This is a genomic window from Burkholderia stabilis (genome assembly GCF_001742165.1).
GTDB classification, from domain to species: domain Bacteria; phylum Pseudomonadota; class Gammaproteobacteria; order Burkholderiales; family Burkholderiaceae; genus Burkholderia; species Burkholderia stabilis.
In genome coordinates this window covers 2561021-2579717 of the sequence record NZ_CP016442.1, presented here as the reverse complement: position 1 = coordinate 2579717, position 18697 = coordinate 2561021, and the positions used below count along the sequence as shown (strand labels likewise).

Sequence of the window (18697 nt, the reverse complement as noted above, 5' to 3'; positions counted from 1 at the left end):
CTACCATTACGCAACCAACCCATCGTCAGAACAGGATAAATGCGTCGTTCTCGACATAGAAGACGAACGCGTCGAGCAATTGCATAACGCTCGGTTCGTCGACCTGGTCGTGTGCATTGATCACGATGTCCTCGATTGTCGCGCTGTCCAGGGTGACCTGCCAGCCGGGTTGGGTTGCAATGACGGGCGCCGTGTTTTCGTCGGTGTCTGCGCCCTTCGTGTCTTCGGAGAAAATGCCCTCGGTATCGAGCGTCCACGGCATCGGTGGCAGGCAGAGCCATCCGGAGAAATCGCCAGGGTGTTCAAGAATGTGCTTCAGCGACACTTCGGTCGCGGTGGAGATCGACATGGGTAGTGCAGTTGTAACTGGGTGAATCGTCGGGGTGGCCGAGAAATCGCGGCAGCAAGCCGTGATTATGCCAATTCCACGCTGGTGGGCTTGGCTGGCTATCTTTCGTTGCAGACATTGCGCGTCGCCCGATGCTCGGCGGCGCATTCCCGACGAACAGCAATCCGCTATCTCGGTTGCCCGAAATACACGATATCGAAGGCATCGATCCACTCCGAGAATTCGTCTGGCAGCACATCACGCCAGATCCGGTCGGTGTCGATTCGTCTGTCGCATGCAAACAGCACGCTGTCACACGTTGAAGCAACGTCAATGGTCAACACGATCAGGTTGCCGGCCCTTCCCGCAAACGCGGCGCGCCGGCAGCACCCAGGATCTTCTACGTCGTCGAAAAACGCTGCGCCCGATGCGGCGAGCTCGACCTCTCGGCAGAGCATGTATCCCCAGTCTGCGATCCGGATCGGATGTGCCCGAAACGCAGCGTCGAGAGAAGAGAAGTGGACCGTCACCGACGCTGAAAATCAGGGTTGGTAGCGGATCGTTTCATAGATCTTGGCCATACCCTGCTTTACAGCACTCTCGTTAGCGGCCAATCCCGACGAGAAGACAACGCAAGTCCAACCTTTGCCGCAGACCTTGCTCGTAACGATATCGAGACGATGTGCGTAGAGCTCATCGTCGTTGAAGATCTTGTGCGTATAGCGTGACACCAGCGCCGGATATTTGTCGTTCAGCATGAACGGTGCAAAGTCCGGCTTGGTGTATTGCGTGGGCTTGTCATCTACCTGGCTCTGGTAGAGGTACTGCGCCGTACCTTCGAACGAAGGTGCGACCTTGGTTCGCAACACCTGAACGACGACGTCCAGATTCAACACCTCGAATGCGGCCTTGTCGGCTTCGATGCTGACGCCTCGGCCGTCGGTATCCTGAAGGCGGTCGTTTGCCGTCACCCGCCAGTCTGCCGGAAGCTGGAAGCTCAGGCCGTTGGCTTTGAAGAGCTTTGGATGAGCGAGGTCCGGAGCTGCGGCAGCTCTGGGACGAAAATCGTCGGCCTAAGATGCTGTCGCAAATGACAGGAGAATAAAACTTATGATAGCGGTTCGCGAAGCAACCATGTCAATTCGCCCCATTCAATTTTCGAGTCCGAATCTGTCAAGAGATTCTTTAAAAATTACATCACACCATTCCAATCATCTATTCCAGCAATCGCATATACCCGACTCGCTCGGTAACCTTCAATCGGTTTGACATCAACCATCACCCGGAGGGATATCAGTAGCGAATATGGCGACTTTCTTCGTGGCACTCAATACGATACTTGCCAGCTGATCCTCAACGACAATATATGTAGCTCGGATAACCAGACAGCCACAACGCCAGCGATCCGCGCGGGTCTGCACGACTCAGCAGCCCCTAGATGAATCGCGTCCGCTCCGTTCTCCAGCATGGACGTTGGGGTGCTACACAGCGTGCCCCCAACGACCGACGACTATGCACCAGCAACAGTCAACCTCAGTCTGGTGCAAATTCACTATGAAGATCGACGGCGGCATCCTCATTGAGTACCACGCTGCCCCCATCATGCTTCAAAGCGGTAATGATAAATCGATCGACATCTTCGTCCACGACCCTTGCACCATCGATCACCGCAAAGAGACCAAACAAAGCAACTCTCACTGATTCTGCAATCACCTCGTCCAGTATCTGTTGCTCATCGCTATTCAATTGCGCACGCCACTCTGACACCCTGACCAATTGAGCACGGGGCCTTTTGCCCGGCGGGGCGGTAAACGTTTTGATCAGATCATTCACCGCCTGCTCTTGCACATATCTCTTGATATCGGCAACGAATTTCTGCGTATCCATGACTGAAGCTCCTTATAACAAAATGTTATTTCTTGAATGCGCCAGGGTACATCGTCTTATTAAGAGCAATGAGGCGTTGCAAACACTCGTTGGGCGCACTCGTGTTTTGCCTCAGATCTCTAATATCTTTAGCTAACAGATCTCTAGGGAAACGCTGATTTATTCGGCTCGGCGGTCATCGCAGACGTAGCCGAGGACGTTTAGAAGACAGCTCACGGAACGGACCCACGACGATGAAGAGGCAGATCGGCTTCGCGGAAGCGGAAATTGCAGGCAAGAAGCGAGTGACGAGGCGCCAACGCTTCCTGGAAGAGATGGAGAAGGTCGTTCCGTGGCAGCGCTTGCTGTCGGCCATCGAACCGCACTATCCGAAGGGCACGCGAGGTCGCCCGCCGATTGGCCTTGAGCGGATGCTGCGAATCTACTTCGTGCAACAGTGGTACGGACTGTCGGACGAAGGACTGGAAGACGCGCTGTATGACAGCATCACGCTGCGAGCCTTCGCCGGCATCGATCTGGCGATCGAGAACGTGCCTGATGCAACCACGCTGTTGAAGTTCCGGCGCCTGCTGATCGAACACGAACTGACACGGAAGTTGTTCGACGAGATTGGCATCTCGCTGTGCGAGCGTGGGCTGATGATGAAGGAAGGCACGCTGGTTGACGCGACGATCATTGAAGCGCCGCCGTCGACCAAGAATGCCGGGAAGAGCCGTGACCCGGAAATGCATCAAACGAAGAAGGGCAACGAATGGCACTTTGGCATGAAAGCCCACATTGGCGTCGACGCCGACTCGGGCCTGATTCACAGTGTGGTTGGCACGGCGGCCAACGTGTCGGATGTATCGCAAGCTCATGCCCTGCTGCACGGGCATGAAGAGCAGGTGTTCGCCGACGCGGGCTACATTGGCGTCGACAAGCGCGAGGAAATGGCGGGCAAGGCCGTGAAGTGGCACGTCGCTGCCAGGCGGGGAAAGATCAAGGCGATGCAAGAAGGAGCGCTGAAGGACCTGGTGATCGCGCTCGAGCGAACCAAGGCGCAGATCCGTTCGCGGGTTGAGCATCCGTTTCATATCGTCAAGAATCTGTTTCAGCATCGCAAGACCCGATACAAGGGCTTGGCCAAGAACACCGCGCAACTGTTCAGCCTGTTCGCTCTGGCGAATCTGGTGATTGCGCGAAATCTGTTGCGATCGGTCCATGGGAGCAGTCCGTCATGCGTATGAAAAATGCGAGCAGGGGAGGCTCGCTTACGCGCCAAATTCACTGAATTGAGCGCCGATTCGCTTCGTCATCCAGAAAATTTGAAGCCATCTCGCCTGCAACTTCGGAAGTTGGTCCATTGATCAGCGTTTCCCTAGCCGTCCCCGTATATGGGCCCTTAAGCGTCGGAATCTGCTCATGCTCGTGAGCGGGAACCGCTATGGCTGGACCAGTCTTGGGATCGTAGCCAGCAACAACTTGAGCAGCCGGTTGTTTTTGCATAGCGTGGTGAATGTCAAGATTGTCGCCAGAAGCTGAACGCCGCTTGAGTTCGTCGTATTGACCGACATCGTATTTTGAGCATGGATTGCAGGGGCATCGAGCCAGCCCCAACGGGTCGATCCAATCTACGGGGTTTGGCGCGTATTGATAGATGTTGGCCCCACCCGCCAAACCAATCGGGTCTTTGCTAATGAATCTACCGCTACTCGGATCGTAGTATCGATTCCGGTTGTAATGCAGCCCCGTTTCGTCATCGACCTGTTGCCCCTGGAACCGTAACGGATTCTTCGACGTGACCTCCATCGCCTGCGACGCCCGTGCGATCACATCCCGCGCTTCGCCCCACGCCTTATACGACGCCTCCCACACCACATCGCCGTCATCATCTGTCAGCAAATGCGGCGTGCCGATCTGGTCGCAGTGGTAATAGAACGCATGTGCATCACCAACCCGTTCCGGCAATCGTTGCAGCGGATCGTCCTCCGGTACATAGCGATCCGTATCGGCACGCACTGGCGTCTCGACCCCATCTACCGGTGCGCTGACATATTGCACCATCGGCACGAACGAACCGACTTCATAGAGGTAATGCGTGCTGCCTTGCTCCCCGCTCTCATACGCCAGCGTATCGCCATCCCAACCAAACACCGTGCGTTCGCCGTTCACCTCTTTCGCGATGCGCCGGCCCAGTGCATCGTAGTAGTACCGTGACTCGCTCCTGCGGGCGACCTCCTCCACCATCGCTGCCGTCAGCCGATTGAACGCGCTCCACTCGTAACGTTGTTCGCCCGCCGGCGATCTGCGGTGAACGAGATTACCTCGCGCGTCGTACGCGAAATGCTGCCCCGCATATTGCTGGAGCAGATTGCCCAACACCTTGGGCACTTCCGGAGGAAGCGTACTTTCCGCACGTACCGGACTCGGCCTGTTCTCCTGGCGAGGCGTTTCAACGCGCGCCGGATCGATGATGTTGCTCGCCGGATCGAACGCGAACCGCTCCTTGCCTGCCGGCCCGATCGACTCGAGCAACCGGCCAACCGGGTCGTAACGGTAGTCGGTCAACCCTTTGCGATTGTCTTCAATCTGCACGAGCTGACCCGCCGCGTCGTAGCGGTACCGACGTTCTGCAAGCGGCGCAGGTGCATTCGCACGCTGCACGGTCCGCTGCGCCAACCTACCGGCACGATCGTATGCGGTGTGTTGATCGATCTTGCTCGGCAAGGTTCGCAATGTCTCCCGATGCAGATCGTCACGCTCGATCTGCACGAGTTCCTTGCCGTCCAGCATCATCCCGTGGACATGCCCGGAGCCATACGTGAGCCAGTCGACCACATGACCGTCGGGCCTGACCGTTCGGATCCGGTTGCCGATTTCATCGTACTGGTGATGCCATACGAAACTCCGACTTGCGCCAAACAGGTCGTACGCATGATGCTCACGTACCAGATTCCCGGTCGGGTCGAAGAACCGCTGGACACGACTGTATCGATTGCTCGCTTCGATCAATCGCCCCAACGGATCGTACGTAAAGCGCTCCGACTCGTCGCCGACCGAGCGGCCATGCAGCCGCCCGCCACGATCATGGCTCATCGTCATGACCTGACCGGCCTCATCGACCGACTCCAGACGGCTGCTCGCCTCGTCGTACGAGTAGCGCGTCGCTTTCCCGTCGAAATCGATCTCTTCGATCAATCTGCCTGCCGCGTCATAACGGAACGCGTAAGTTGCGTGATTCGGATCAGTCAACGCCACGAGGCGTCCAAGCCTGTCATAGCGATATGCCAGTGACTGCCCCAATGCATCGGTGCGGATATGGACACGCCCTCGTGCGTCGTATCCATAACGCGTATTGCGATTCAACGGGTCGGTGTGTGTCAGCAGACGCCCTTCCGCGTCGTGGCTCAATTGCTCGCGACCCGCAGGTGTCACGACTTCGACTAGCTGACCATTCGCACCGTAGCGGTACGCAGTCACCCCACCCGCCGCGTCCTTCGCTTCCGAGAGACGCCCTTGAGCGTCATACATCCACTGCGACGTCTTGCCCGAGCAATCGGTATAGCTGGTCAACTGACCGACATCATCGTACTTCAGGGCCTTTACGCCCCCCTTCGCATCCTTGATCTCGGTAACGAGCCCGCGCGCGTCGTATGCATATTCAGTCTTATGGTCAAGCGGATCGGTCAGCGCAACCATGTTGCCCGCATCGTCGTATTCGCGCAGCCACGGATGTCCAAGCGGATCGGTTACACGAACGAGCTGGTCCTTCTGGTCGTACGCCATCTCGATCACGCTACCGTCGGTGCGTTGATGGCGTACGAAGTTGCCGCGCGCGTCGTATTCCATATGCTCGACGGTGCCGTCGCGATGAATGTACTGAACGAGCCGATCGTGATCGTCCCGATACATCCACTCTTCGCTACCGTCAGGATGAATCACACGGAACGAATGGCCGTTGCTGTCGTAATAGTGATGGGTGACATTGCCAAGCGCGTCGGTCACGCTGACCATCCGGAAGTTCGGATGCCACGCGAGATGCACTTCGTCGCTACCGTCGTCAGCGTATTCTCGGAAGCACTTTGCCTTTGGTCCGTCGCCGTTCCACTCAAGGTTCACGCCGCGACCGGTACGATCGGTGTATCGCGTCACGAGGTGGTGACGATAACGATATTCGCGACGATTACCGTATCGGTCCGCCGCTCCGATCAGATCGTTCTCGTCGTTGTACTCGTAGTTCGCGAGTGTGCCGACGTATTCGCCCTCCGCGTCATGGTGAACGATTCCAACGATCCGCCCCCGTGTGTCATGTCGGAACGCAACTTGCACGTGTGATGCAATCAAGCGATGCAACCGTCCGTCAGCATCGTAATCGAGCGTCAATTGATTGCCTGCGCGATCCTTGATGAACGCGAGACGAAACACGTTGTCGTGTCGCTCGTACGCCTCGAGCATCGCGTGTCCACGCGTCACCGTCAGCCATTGCTCGTCCAGTCGCAGCAGCGTTTGCATCTCGGACAGATCATCGTGTGCACTTCCGACGCTGAGCAACGGGTATTCAAGACTGCGCCCGGTGGCGTCGTGATATACGAGTTTGTCCTCTCCAATATCAAAACGGGTCGTATATGGCGTAATCCAGCGCGCACCCAATTCGCCATGCTTGTCGTTCGCATCGAAGAACGAACGATAGGTACGTTGCCAGGTAATAGGCAACGGCCCGTCGATCACGAAGTCCTCGTGATTGATCTGCTCGTCGCCCAGCGCAAAACCGATTGAATTCAGCGTGGCAGCCGGCGGGGTTTTGACCGGAAAATTCGTGTGACAGCAACTCGGTCCAGGATGTTGCGCCTCGGTGGTCGTTCGCACCGTATCCACCCGATGCTCGGCCCGCTGGGCGTCAACCTTCGTCGTCTTGTGCTCTTGAATCCCCGTCGAATGCGGTTTCGGATTATGCCGACGCCAGCTCCGCATGCCGTCTTCGCCGATCGTGATAATCCAGCCGATCTTTCCCGCATCGTTACCGTCCAGCTCACGAATACGCTTCTGGACCGTCGGGATTTGCTTATAAATATCATCGGCGAAATGCTGCAGTTTCTTCGGCGCCTCGTCGTCCACCATCTTCGCGACCGTGGTGACCGTGTTCACGACGGCCTTCCCTTCGATCTTCGCGAAATCCGTGAGAAACCCAAGCCCGCTACGGAGCACCTTCCTGCCGTCGTACGCAACGAGCGCCTTCCCGACATCTTTCAGATGCGTTCCGGCCGACTGCACGTTGTGCCCGACTTCGTACTTCTTCCCCGCCGCATGCGCGAACACGTCGGCGATCGCCTTCATCAGATCGCCGATGAATTTGGCACAGTGATCGAGCAACTCCTTCAGCCCGTCACGTATCACCTTCAGGAATTTCTCGATCTCGCCTGCATAGCGTTCCTGAACGTTCGCAACGATCGCCGAGATGATCGAATCGCGCAGCACCTGCAACGCTGCCTCGCCCGCCGCCTTGCCGCTCTTGACGATCTCCTGTCGGATCATCTTCAGCACCGGGCGCGCACCCAGCCGAAGCTCGGCCGTGGCCGGCGGCAACGGCACGACGCCGATCAGATCGAGGCCGAGGTTGACCCAGTCGAACATGTCGATCGACTTGTTGCCGCGCTCGATCATCTCCTTGATATCGAGCACCGCGTCGACTGCCGCAAAGATATTGGCCAGAACCGGCACGTTCTCCGCGACCATTTTCAGCCGGCCGACGTTGACGACTCCACCGCTGACACTGATCAGCCACTTGTCGAAAACATCGATGCCGGCTTGTACGTCGGCCTCCGTGATCTTCATGATCGGAGACACGAACACATCGGTAGGTTTGGGTTGAATGACGCCCGCAGCGGTCATGATTTTTCTGTTCCCGGATATTTGAAAGGGGCGACGCTCAGATCATTTTCAGCGCGGCGGCGGCGCTACGCGCCGTCTGCGCGAGTCCACCGACCTGCTGGGCAGCGGCACTCAACTGGCCTGCTTGCGACAGCGCTGCCTGCGCACCCGCCGGCAGCATATTGGTCGCCGCCTGCTGCGCGATACCGAGGCCCTGGCCTGCTACCGCCTTCGCCAAGGCAACTCCTCCCTGTGACGCCGCACTCGCCAATCCCGCTACCGTTTTCGCTGCGCCAAGTGCATTCGACGCACCGGCCGGCAACATGCCGCCCAGCGCCTGCTGGGCCATGCCCATGCCTTGACCGACGGCTGCTTTCGCCAGTGCCGCGCCGCCCTGCGTCGCCGCGCCTGCCAAACCCGTCAGTGCGCCTGCGGCGCCCCCGGCTGCCGGCAGGAACGAACCAAGCTGTGCCTGCGCGGTTTCCGCGACATTTGCTGCCGGTGCCGGCTTGGCCGGCCACGGCGCCACGTCGAACCGGCTGGACATCTGGTCCTGCGAGCGCGGGTCCTCCCCGAACTTCACCTGCACGGCACCAGGCGGCAGACCACTGACGATCATGTGCCCGTTGTTGTCGAGCGCGCCTTTCTTCAGCAATCCGCCATTCGCATCGAACACCGAGAACAAGCCGCCCTTCACCGCCTCGCCGTTCCCGTATCGATGCAACAACTCCAGTTGCCCCGGCTGATCCGGCCGCGGGCTCGGCAACGGATACCCCATGCTCGCCGGCCCCGCGAACGTATGCGACGCACCCTTCACATCCACCGCGCCCGGCGTATGAATCTCGATGTTCCCGCCTTGAATGCGGATATACCCGCCGCCGCTCGTCAGCAAAATCCCCTGATCGGCCGCGATCTCGATCCGGTCCGTCGCCGACACGATCTTCACCGCCTTCTGCGCGGTCACCTCGACGTTGTCCGACTGCGCCTGGATCTCCACCTTGCCCTTGCCCGCGAACAGCTTCATCCCCGCGTTCTGCACGAACAGGCTCAGCTTCTGCCCGATGCTGCCGATCAGCGACTTGCCCGCCGCAACATGCACGCTCTGCCCGCTCGCAACGTTCACGTGATCGTTCGCGACCATATGCACCGACTGCTGCGTCGACATCCCGATTCCCGACGGGCTGGCGAACAGCATCACCGGTTCCTTGAACGCGTTCGCGTTGCCCGTGCCGCCGCCTGCCGTGCGTCCGCCTGACGCGCTGCCCGCTGCGCTGTCCTGCGTCGCATCGGTGAACGCGCGCATCGTGTCCTGCGCGTCCTTCAGGCTTTCCGCCTGATGCTGCTCGCTCACGCCCGACATCGCCTCGACGAGGCTCTCGCCCGTCACGAGCTGCTGTTGCGCCTCCTTCACGTCGAGCGGCTGGCTGTTCGCCGCCTTCGGATGCGTGGTCACGTACAGGCCCTGGCTCGCCCGCACCGCGCCGTAAGCATCCGAACGCAGGTCGAACCCGCTGCCGAGATACGACCCGCGCGAATTGGCGCTGTGTTCGATGATGTAGCCGAGATGCAGCAGGCTGTTCGCGCTGCTGCTCATCAGCTGCACGCGGTTCTGCCCGGTCGCGTCGTCCATCACGAGCTGGTTGTAGCCGCCGCCCGAATACTCTTTCGACCGATATCCGGACAGGATCCCGTCGGTATGCCACTGCGGCTGGTTCGCGCCGTTGTACACGCGCCCGACCGCCAGCGGCCGGTCGCAGTCGCCGCCGACGTAGTCGATCAGCACTTCCTCGCCGATGCGCGGCACATGCACGCCGCCGTAACCGCCGCCCGTATCCGACTGCACGACGCGCACCCAGCACGATGCGTTCTCGTCGCCCGGGTTCAGGCGGTCCCACACGAACTGCACGCGAATCCGGTTCAGCGGGTCGGTATAGACCTCTTCGCCCTGCGGCCCGACGACGATCGCCGTCTCGAGATGCATCTCCGGCTTGCGATGCTCGAACGGGCTGCGGTACGGCACGTTCACGCGTTGCGCCTCGACTTCGACGAGATAGAAGCCGGCCGACCCGTCTTCGTGCGGCACGCGAAACGCGGGATCGGCACCGTAGCCTTCCTGCGCCTGCGTCAACGCTTCACGCAGGCTGTACGGAAAGTCGGCGCTGTCGCTCGCGACGGGCAGGTTGTTCTCGATCCACCACGCCACCTCGATCGCCGCGAATTCGCGCTGATCGGCCGGATCGCGATCGTGCTCGGAATGATCCGACAGCGTGAAGCGCCGGCCCGCCTCGATCGCGCGCACGCCGCCTGCGCCGTGGAAGCGCTTCGCCTGCGACTCCCATTCCTCCATCTTGACCTTCGTCAGATGGTCGCCGCGCGTCTGGTCCAGGTACGTATAGGCGCCCGTGTACTCGTAGACTTCGAGCTGGTCGGGCAACTCACCCTGGCCGCCCATCGTCGGCAGCGACGTGCCTTTCGGGTTCGATGGTTGCGAAGGATTCTTGTAGTCGAAGGTGCGCGTCGAGCGCGTGACGCTCTGCAGCGTGCGCGTGCCCGACCATTGCGTGAACGCGTCGGCCTCGCTGGCCGCGCCGCCGTGATAGAAGCGCACAGCCTCCGGCGACAGCGGCGCGAACGCCTGCAGGTTGTCGGTGATAACGAGCGTATGCGACTTGCCGTCGTCGGCCTGCTGCCATGCGCAGTAGAGCCCTTCGTTCTCCATCAGCCGATGCACGAAATGCCAGTCGGTATCGTGCTGGCGCGTGTACGAACGGTTCGGCAGCGGCTTCGACAGCGCGAAGCGGAAATGGCCCTGCGCCTGCGGATGCTTGTTCAGCACGTCGCTGATGATCTGGTCGACGGTCGTATCGTTCCAGAGCCGCTGGTCGCGACGGAACTTGAGGAAATGGGTGAAATCGGCGAATGCGAGCTGATAGGTCGTGAGCCCGCCGTCGTCGCCCAGCCGGCGCGCGGTATGCACGTATCCGTTGATCGGGCGGTAGCTGCGATCGCCCTGCTGAATCCACAGCGTGACCGGCTGCGCGATCAGCTTTTTAAGTTCCAGATCGCTATCGGTCGACAATACGTCGAGCGTGAATTCATACGCGCGCCCGATGCGCGAACGGCCGACCGCCCGCTGCACGGTCAGGACATTGGCCCCCAACGGCGTATCGAGCTTCAACAGCCGGTCCTGCTGAAGCAACCCGCCGCGCAATGCGGCAATTGTGTTCTGCATGTTCATGAACGGCCTTTTGTTCTTTTCGACGCGCCCTCGGATGGCGCGAGCACTGGACTTCGCTCGCGCGATTTTACAGACAAAATATCCAGCCCCTCCGAAAACTGACCTGATTTAAAAGAACGTCATTCGATCGATCCATGGCCGCTTGTGCCGATACCGGCCGTGTTTTACCCGCGCTTTCGCGATGAAATCGATTGCAATCAGGGCCAATTCGACTTTCGGCACGGCGCGGTTGCGAGTAGTGTCTACGTGCCCGTATTGCGGCCCGCCGGGCGCGACCGACGCGCGGCGCTACTACACGACACTGAACCCTGGAGATCTGCGATGAAACGTTCGAAGTTCCTGCTGTCGGGCCTGCTGCTCGCGTCGGCCCTCGGCTTCACGGCCGTCGCCGCGCACGCGGACGATCTGCTCGATTCGGTGAAGAAAGCCGGCGTGCTCCGCGTCGGCCTCGAAGGCACCTATCCGCCGTTCAACTCGCGCGGCACGTCGGGCCAGCTCGAGGGTTTCGACGTCGACGTCGCGAACGCGGTCGCCGGCAAGCTCGGCGTGAAGACGCAGTTCGTCCCGACGGAATGGAGCGGCATCATCGCGGGCCTGCAGGCCGGCAAGTTCGACGTGATCGTCAACCAGGTCACGGTCACGCCGCAGCGCAAGGAAGCGCTCGATTTCAGCCAGCCGTACACGTACTCGGCCGCACAGCTGATTCAGCGCAAGGACGACGCGCGCAACTTCAAGTCGCTCGACGATTTCAAGGGCAAGAAGCTCGGCGTGACGCTCGGCACCAACTATGACCAGATGGCGCGCACCGTGCCGGGCATCGAGGTGCAGACGTATCCGGGTGCGCCGGAGAAACTGCGCGATCTCGCCGCGGGCCGGATCGAGGCGACGCTCGACGATCGCCTGATGCTGCCGTACATGATCAAGACGTCGAACCTGCCGCTGCGCGCGGGGTCGATCGTAAACGGCGGCAAGCAGGAAATGGCGATACCGTTCCGCAAGGGCAACCCGAAGTTCGAGAAGGCGATCAACGACGCGCTGGATTCGCTGCACAAGGACGGCACGCTCAAGAAGATCTCGATGCACTGGTTCGGCAGCGACGTGACGGTGCCGGTCGCGCAATAAGCGGGCAGGCGTTGCAACGCGTCACGTCCTTCGCGTCGCCGAAGGCGTGACGCCTTCTCCTCAAGCCGCTTCGTCGAAGCGCGCAAGCAGCATCTGGCCGATCGGCGTCAGCGCCGGTCGCGCCGCCACCGCGTTCATGCGCGCCTGCGTATCGTCGACCAGCCGTTTCTCGACCAGCACGGCGAAAGCCTGGTTCGATTGATCGACGCTGTCCGGCGCACGCGCGACGCGCAACAGCATCGAGAATTCATGCGGACTCAACATGGTCCTTGTCTCCTGATCGTCCGCGATCCGGTTCGAATCGGCGTCGATCCTGTTTTCGAATGAAATGGCGCGAGGCATGACCGCTGCGCCGCCGGGAGCGAGATCCCGGTGGCCGGCCTGCGACGCGGGCACGTCGTCGCGGGCAGGGTGCGCGCGTCCCCCGTCCGGCGATGCCGCCGTGACGGGAACGTGCAACCTTATGGGCGCACCGTGACGCGACCATGACAACAAAACGGGGGCGCAACGGCGCGCGTTACGTGCCGTTTCGGTTCAGTTCCGGACGGGTTGACGGACGATGGACCACATCTCGTGCACGGCCACCGGTCGCCCGCTTTTCGTTTTTCTCGATCAGCGCGGATCGGCCGGATACGGGAAGCCATCACGTCCCGATCCGCCCACATGACGCATGCAACGCACGACCACGTTCACCGCGCGCCCGAGCGGCATCCCGACGAGCACGCCCCATACCGCGAACGACAACATCACGAAACCGTTCGTCACCGCCCACGGCGCGCGCACGGCAACCGCGTAATGCATGCCGGTTTCGGCGACGAACGTCAGCATCAGCGTGACGAGCAGGCTCGCGTCGCCGGGCAGGCGCACGCGCAGGCCCGACGGCTTCGTCCGGTACTCGAGCCGCCACCGGCTCGCGTGCAGCCAGCCGAGCGTCGCGCCGCCGAGGACGGCCGCCAGCGCAATCGCGTTCGCGTCGATGCCTGCATGCGGAAAACGTCCGTTCAGGCTGACGATGCCGAGCATCCCGAACGCAACGGGCGAGATCAGCGGTCGCGCCGCCGGCACCTCGCGCGGAAAACAGCGTTTGATGCCGATGTAGAGCAGCACGCAGAACATCACGTACACGTAAGGCTTCAGGTGAAGGAGTGCGGACATGGTCGGAGTCGCCTGGTCGGAGTGAGCACGGCGACACCGTACTGCGCCGCGCCGGCGTCCGGCACGGCATGCGACGGGCGGCAGGAATTCGCGGACGAGCGGCATGTCGTGGCGACGATCGTTCGGAGAATCGGGCAACAGCAATCGACGCGCCATCGAATCCGGCGAGCGGCAATCCTTGAAAGAAACGCACCGTTCGGCCCGCTGTTCGCGCTGCGTCCTGCACGGCACGAACCCGGCGCCCCGGTGTCCTTCCGCGACACGTTCCACTACACTCGTGACGGAAACCGGCCAGCCGTCGGCGGCGACGGCGCTTCGTCGAAGCCGCGCACCGTTCGTCGCAACGCGCACGCAGTCGCCGCATCCAGCGGTAAGGTCACGTCGTACGCGCATCGCGCGCCCACACTCACCCGACACCATGCGAGCCACGCCCGACACTTCGCCGATCCCGCAGCCGCCTGCCGGCGCCGCGCCGCGGCTGCTGCGCGATCCGGCCGCGCTACTCGCGTTCGCGTGCTTCAACTCGGCCGTCGGCCTGGGCTTCTGGGTCATCCATTTCAGCGAACCGCTGTTGCCCTATCTCGTCGTCGCGAACGCGATCGGGTTCTGCGCGCTGCTGTTCAGCCGCGCCGCCGACCGGCTGCTGCCGCGCAAGCCGGGGCTCGCGCTGAAGGCCGTCGTGATCGCACCAGCCAGCGTGTTCGTCGGCTTCGAGATCGCGGCGGCGATCGTCGGCGGGAACGTGCCGCACGTGTTCGGCCACCCGCGCATCGCGACGTGGGACAACTACGGGCCCTCGTTCCTCGTCGCGGCGGTCCTGTTCGTCTGCGTGTCGCTGTACCTGCAATCCACGCGCATGCGCGCGACGCTAGAAATCGAGCGCCGCGAAGCCGCCGAAGCGCGCCAGGCCGAGACGGCCGCGCGCCTTGCGCTGCTGCAGGCGCAGATCGAGCCGCACTTCCTGTTCAATACGCTCGCGAACGTGCAGAGCCTGATCGAGCGCGACCCGACGCGCGCAACGACGATGCTCGACAGCCTGAACCGCTACCTGCGCGCGAGCCTCAGGCGCACGCGCAACGCGACGTCGACGCTCGGCGAGGAGCTCGAACTGATCGAGGCGCTGCTGAAGATCGCGTCGATCCGGCTCGGCGAGCGGCTGTCGTATGCGATCGACGTGCTGGCGGATCTGCACGCGCTGCCGTTCTCGCCGCTGCTGCTGCAACCGCTGGTCGAGAATGCGCTGCTGCACGGCATCGAGCCGTCGATCGACGGCGGCGTGATCGTCATTCGCGGCAGGATGCGCGGCGACCTGCTCGAACTGAGCGTGATCGACACGGGCGTCGGCCTCGGCCAGGGCGACACGCGCCTTCACGGCGGCGTCGGGCTCGCCAACGTCGCCGCGCGCATCAGGACGCTGCACGGGGAGCGCGGCCGCGTCACCGTCGGGACGAACGCCGGCGCCGCGCATGGCGTCACCGCCACCCTGCTGATTCCGATCGACTGACATGCCGACCGCCCTCATCGCCGACGACGAACCGAACCTGTCCGCATCGCTTGCGCAGCGGCTGCGGCAGCTCTGGCCCGAACTGGAGATCGTCGCGATGCCGCGCAATGGCGTCGAGACGCTGGCCGCGTTGAACGCGTCGCCGCGCCCGGACATCGCGTTCCTCGACATCCGGATGCCCGGCATCGACGGGCTGAAGCTCGCTGCGCTGGCGCCCGACGTGCATGTCGTGTTCGTCACGGCCTACGACGAATATGCGGTCGACGCGTTCGATCGCGCGGCGGTCGACTACCTGCTGAAACCGGTGACGGACGAGCGGCTGTTGCGCTGTATCGCGAAGCTCCAGCGCGGCGGGCCGGCGGTCGCGCACGCCGATGCGCTCGCGCAGGCGGCGCACGCGCGGGACGCGGCGCCGATCCGCTGGCTGACCGTGGGCGTGAAGGACGCGACGCGGCTCGTGCCGGTCGACGACGTGCTGTATTTCCAGGCCTCGGATAAATACACGGAAGTCGTCACGACCGGCGAACGGCTCGTGATTCGCACGCCGCTGAAGGAGCTGATGCAGCGGCTCGATCCGGAGCGGTTCGCGCAGGTGCATCGCGGCGTGATCGTCGCGTATGCGGCGATCGATCGCGTCGAGCGCGATCTGCTGGGACGATTGCGGATTCGCGTGCACGGGCAGCGGGAGATGCTGCCGGTCAGTCGCGCGTATGCGGGGTTGTTCCGGCAGATGTGATGGGTGTCTGGTTGCTGATCGAGCTCGATCAGCGGGATTACGCTGCGACCGCGAGTAGGCGACGCTTTGGCAAGCCGCACGACGCATCCGGCACAATCACGCGAGCACCCGGTGCTCGGCTGCCTTGCGTCGATGCCGGCACGATGCGCGCTCGACAGGCCTGTCATGAAAACGATGCGTGTTGCAGCATGCGAGCGGCTGCGTCGCGACTTGACAGCGTGGCCCGGCCGGAAAACGCTCGTAGAAAAGACAAAGGGCCACGAGACGAAATCTCGTGGCCCTTCGTTCAATATGGTGCGGCTGCAGGAATGGCATTTACGTCTTAAGATGCTGATTCAAATAAGAATTGCCTCAGACAAAGATCCGATACACCCCCAAACGTACCCCCATACACCGAGAGACCTGTGAGAGCGGCCTCACGGAGCATATGTGTATGCTACAGGCGTCAACGTCATGCACACGCCGACAGTGGAAAAATCAGGAACGATGGTCAGTTTGACCCCGGACGAGATCGCCAAGCTCAAGGCGACGGCAGTGCGTGGACGACCATACGCGCCGCGCATCAGTATCGCTCTCGCGGTCCGGCTTCTGGATAAGAGCGATCGGTACTTCGACCCGTTCGCCGTGTTGGACGAACTCGACTATCTCGAAGGCATCCGCCCGACATCCAAAACAAAGCGTGAATCGCCATTCAAGGGACCTCACCTCCAACCCTTTTGGCATAAGCACTTCAGCTCGGCCCGACACCTTGTCCGAAATATCGGAATCCGCTGGAATCTCGCCGACGGCGGGAACAGAGATCTAGATCGGATGCTGCGCGAAGTCGCGGAGACATACGGCGAAGATCCCGAACTGTGGCAAGCCTACCTCGCGCACCGCCTCGTAGTCGGCGGATTCGAGGAACGAGCCCAAAGGGGGCTAACTGGCGATTGGATCATCTACGCGAAACACGATGGCGCGAACTATTACTTGAATCTCGCCACGCACGAAGAGGGTGAGCCGGAGCACGCTGAACAGCTATCGAAAAAATTGCGCGATGGCTGCTTCGCGGATTTTCCCTTCGTCTTTCCATGACGCACCGCCAAGGAAACATGCGTTCCGTACGCCGCCGGAACGAATTTTTGTTGGAGATTTGGAGACAAGCGCTCATTTCGGCCGGTCTGCCGCGACTGGCAAGGCTCCGACTATCTCCAAGTATGTCTCCAAAAACCCTCTTTTCTTGGAGATAAGTTTGGAGACAGACGCCGGGACAGGGCACTGCGGCTCACTCGGCAGTTGCCCCGATCTGGAACGCTGCGCGCAAAGAATTCCCCCGCGCCGTCGCCCTCCGCGCCACGGGCTATTCGGCGCAAATGCGCCAAGAGCGGTGGAGGGTTCGGTCGAATAGCAGTCGAAACGGCGAACGTGCTAGAGTTTTCGAGCAGTGAGACCAAGTAGATTGTTATAAAAAACGGGGGCAATATGGCCGAGAAACTGTACAAGGCGTACGTGAAGACGCTAGATCATCCTCATGTGCTGGAGATGATTGTGTCAGCATCAGACGGCGAGGCTGCCGCGAAAAAAGCTTTGAGCCACGTCAAAGAAGCCAATCCAGAGAAAGGTAGATCAGTCGCGGAGTCTCAAAAGAACTCGGTCGTGCTAGCGGTCAAGGCGGCCGGAAAAAACGGCTGCATTGTCATTAACAAGCTTCCCCTTGGGAAACGCTGATTTATTCGGCTCGGCGGTCATCGCAGACGTAGCCGAGGACGTTTAGAAGACAGCTCACGGAACGGACCCACGACGATGAAGAGGCAGATCGGCTTCGCGGAAGCGGAAATTGCAGGCAAGAAGCGAGTGACGAGGCGCCAACGCTTCCTGGAAGAGATGGAGAAGGTCGTTCCGTGGCAGCGCTTGCTGTCGGCCATCGAACCGCACTATCCGAAGGGCACGCGAGGTCGCCCGCCGATTGGCCTTGAGCGGATGCTGCGAATCTACTTCGTGCAACAGTGGTACGGACTGTCGGACGAAGGACTGGAAGACGCGCTGTATGACAGCATCACGCTGCGAGCCTTCGCCGGCATCGATCTGGCGATCGAGAACGTGCCTGATGCAACCACGCTGTTGAAGTTCCGGCGCCTGCTGATCGAACACGAACTGACACGGAAGTTGTTCGACGAGATTGGCATCTCGCTGTGCGAGCGTGGGCTGATGATGAAGGAAGGCACGCTGGTTGACGCGACGATCATTGAAGCGCCGCCGTCGACCAAGAATGCCGGGAAGAGCCGTGACCCGGAAATGCATCAAACGAAGAAGGGCAACGAATGGCACTTTGGCATGAAAGCCCACATTGGCGTCGACGCCGACTCGGGCCTGATTCACAGTGTGGTTGGCACGGCGGCCAACGTGTCGGATGTATCGCAAGCTCATGCCCTGCTGCACGGGCATGAAGAGCAGGTGTTCGCCGACGCGGGCTACATTGGCGTCGACAAGCGCGAGGAAATGGCGGGCAAGGCCGTGAAGTGGCACGTCGCTGCCAGGCGGGGAAAGATCAAGGCGATGCAAGAAGGAGCGCTGAAGGACCTGGTGATCGCGCTCGAGCGAACCAAGGCGCAGATCCGTTCGCGGGTTGAGCATCCGTTTCATATCGTCAAGAATCTGTTTCAGCATCGCAAGACCCGATACAAGGGCTTGGCCAAGAACACCGCGCAACTGTTCAGCCTGTTCGCTCTGGCGAATCTGGTGATTGCGCGAAATCTGTTGCGATCGGTCCATGGGAGCAGTCCGTCATGCGTATGAAAAATGCGAGCAGGGGAGGCTCGCTTACGCGCCAAATTCACTGAATTGAGCGCCGATTCGCTTCGTCATCCAGAAAATTTGAAGCCATCTCGCCTGCAACTTCGG

At 61.1% G+C, this 18697-nt stretch carries 15 protein-coding genes; 7 read left to right on the top strand and 8 right to left on the bottom strand.

Annotated elements, in window-relative coordinates; translation table 11 throughout:
- Window positions 1-25 precede the first annotated feature (25 nt).
- The 4 genes from BBJ41_RS12075 to BBJ41_RS12060 all read right to left on the bottom strand — a co-directional run bounded on the left by BBJ41_RS12075 (window position 26) and on the right by BBJ41_RS12060 (window position 2215).
- Window positions 26-349: a DUF7716 domain-containing protein gene (locus tag BBJ41_RS12075; protein ID WP_069746591.1), complete on the bottom strand. Its 324-nt coding sequence runs from the start codon at window positions 347-349 to the stop codon at window positions 26-28.
- A 167-nt stretch (window positions 350-516) separates the two neighbouring features.
- Window positions 517-858 carry a hypothetical protein gene (locus tag BBJ41_RS12070; RefSeq protein WP_156814775.1) on the bottom strand — a complete coding sequence of 114 codons (342 nt, stop codon included), beginning with the start codon at window positions 856-858 and terminating at the stop codon, window positions 517-519.
- Between the two features lie 12 nt (window positions 859-870).
- Complete coding sequence (locus tag BBJ41_RS12065) at window positions 871-1299, bottom strand: hypothetical protein (RefSeq protein WP_069746589.1); 429 nt, start codon at window positions 1297-1299, stop codon at window positions 871-873.
- A gap of 562 nt (window positions 1300-1861) precedes the next feature.
- Entirely contained in the window at window positions 1862-2215 is a 354-nt protein-coding gene (locus BBJ41_RS12060; RefSeq protein WP_069746588.1) for a hypothetical protein, read from the bottom strand.
- 233 nt (window positions 2216-2448) lie between these two features.
- On the opposite strand from BBJ41_RS12060, the gene BBJ41_RS12055 reads away from it, so the two are divergent.
- On the top strand, window positions 2449-3441 hold the full coding sequence (locus BBJ41_RS12055) for an IS5-like element ISBmu2 family transposase (protein WP_006412423.1): 993 nt from the start codon (window positions 2449-2451) through the stop codon (window positions 3439-3441).
- Window positions 3442-3478: 37 nt separating this feature from the next.
- On the opposite strand, the gene BBJ41_RS12050 is transcribed toward BBJ41_RS12055, so the two are convergent.
- Both BBJ41_RS12050 and BBJ41_RS12045 read right to left on the bottom strand, forming a co-directional pair.
- Window positions 3479-8083, bottom strand: a complete 4605-nt coding sequence (locus tag BBJ41_RS12050) for an RHS repeat-associated core domain-containing protein (protein WP_167362197.1) — start codon at window positions 8081-8083, stop codon at window positions 3479-3481.
- 37 nt (window positions 8084-8120) lie between these two features.
- The gene (locus BBJ41_RS12045) at window positions 8121-11300 is read right to left on the bottom strand and encodes a type VI secretion system Vgr family protein (protein WP_069746587.1); all 3180 of its coding nucleotides are present in this window, start codon (window positions 11298-11300) and stop codon (window positions 8121-8123) included.
- Window positions 11301-11621: 321 nt separating this feature from the next.
- Here BBJ41_RS12045 and BBJ41_RS12040 point away from each other — a divergent pair, with 321 nt between their 5' ends.
- Window positions 11622-12422 (top strand): transporter substrate-binding domain-containing protein, encoded by an 801-nt coding sequence (locus BBJ41_RS12040; protein ID WP_069746586.1) that lies wholly within the window; start codon window positions 11622-11624, stop codon window positions 12420-12422.
- A gap of 60 nt (window positions 12423-12482) precedes the next feature.
- On the opposite strand, the gene BBJ41_RS12035 is transcribed toward BBJ41_RS12040, so the two are convergent.
- Window positions 12483-12686: a hypothetical protein gene (locus BBJ41_RS12035; RefSeq protein ID WP_069747673.1), complete on the bottom strand. Its 204-nt coding sequence runs from the start codon at window positions 12684-12686 to the stop codon at window positions 12483-12485.
- A gap of 348 nt (window positions 12687-13034) precedes the next feature.
- Complete coding sequence (locus BBJ41_RS12030) at window positions 13035-13577, bottom strand: hypothetical protein (protein WP_069746585.1); 543 nt, start codon at window positions 13575-13577, stop codon at window positions 13035-13037.
- A gap of 418 nt (window positions 13578-13995) precedes the next feature.
- Here BBJ41_RS12030 and BBJ41_RS12025 point away from each other — a divergent pair, with 418 nt between their 5' ends.
- The 5 genes from BBJ41_RS12025 (at window position 13996) to BBJ41_RS12005 (ending at window position 18592) form a co-directional block, all read left to right on the top strand.
- Window positions 13996-15081, top strand: coding sequence for a sensor histidine kinase (locus tag BBJ41_RS12025; protein ID WP_083281856.1), 1086 nt, complete (start codon window positions 13996-13998; stop codon window positions 15079-15081).
- Between the two features lies 1 nt (window position 15082).
- The gene (locus tag BBJ41_RS12020) at window positions 15083-15817 is read left to right on the top strand and encodes a LytR/AlgR family response regulator transcription factor (protein WP_069746584.1); all 735 of its coding nucleotides are present in this window, start codon (window positions 15083-15085) and stop codon (window positions 15815-15817) included.
- A 453-nt stretch (window positions 15818-16270) separates the two neighbouring features.
- Window positions 16271-16891 carry a hypothetical protein gene (locus tag BBJ41_RS12015; protein ID WP_156814774.1) on the top strand — a complete coding sequence of 207 codons (621 nt, stop codon included), beginning with the start codon at window positions 16271-16273 and terminating at the stop codon, window positions 16889-16891.
- A gap of 387 nt (window positions 16892-17278) precedes the next feature.
- On the top strand, window positions 17279-17524 hold the full coding sequence (locus tag BBJ41_RS12010) for a hypothetical protein (protein ID WP_069746582.1): 246 nt from the start codon (window positions 17279-17281) through the stop codon (window positions 17522-17524).
- A 75-nt stretch (window positions 17525-17599) separates the two neighbouring features.
- Window positions 17600-18592 (top strand): IS5-like element ISBmu2 family transposase, encoded by a 993-nt coding sequence (locus tag BBJ41_RS12005; RefSeq protein WP_006412423.1) that lies wholly within the window; start codon window positions 17600-17602, stop codon window positions 18590-18592.
- Window positions 18593-18697: the final 105 nt, after the last annotated feature.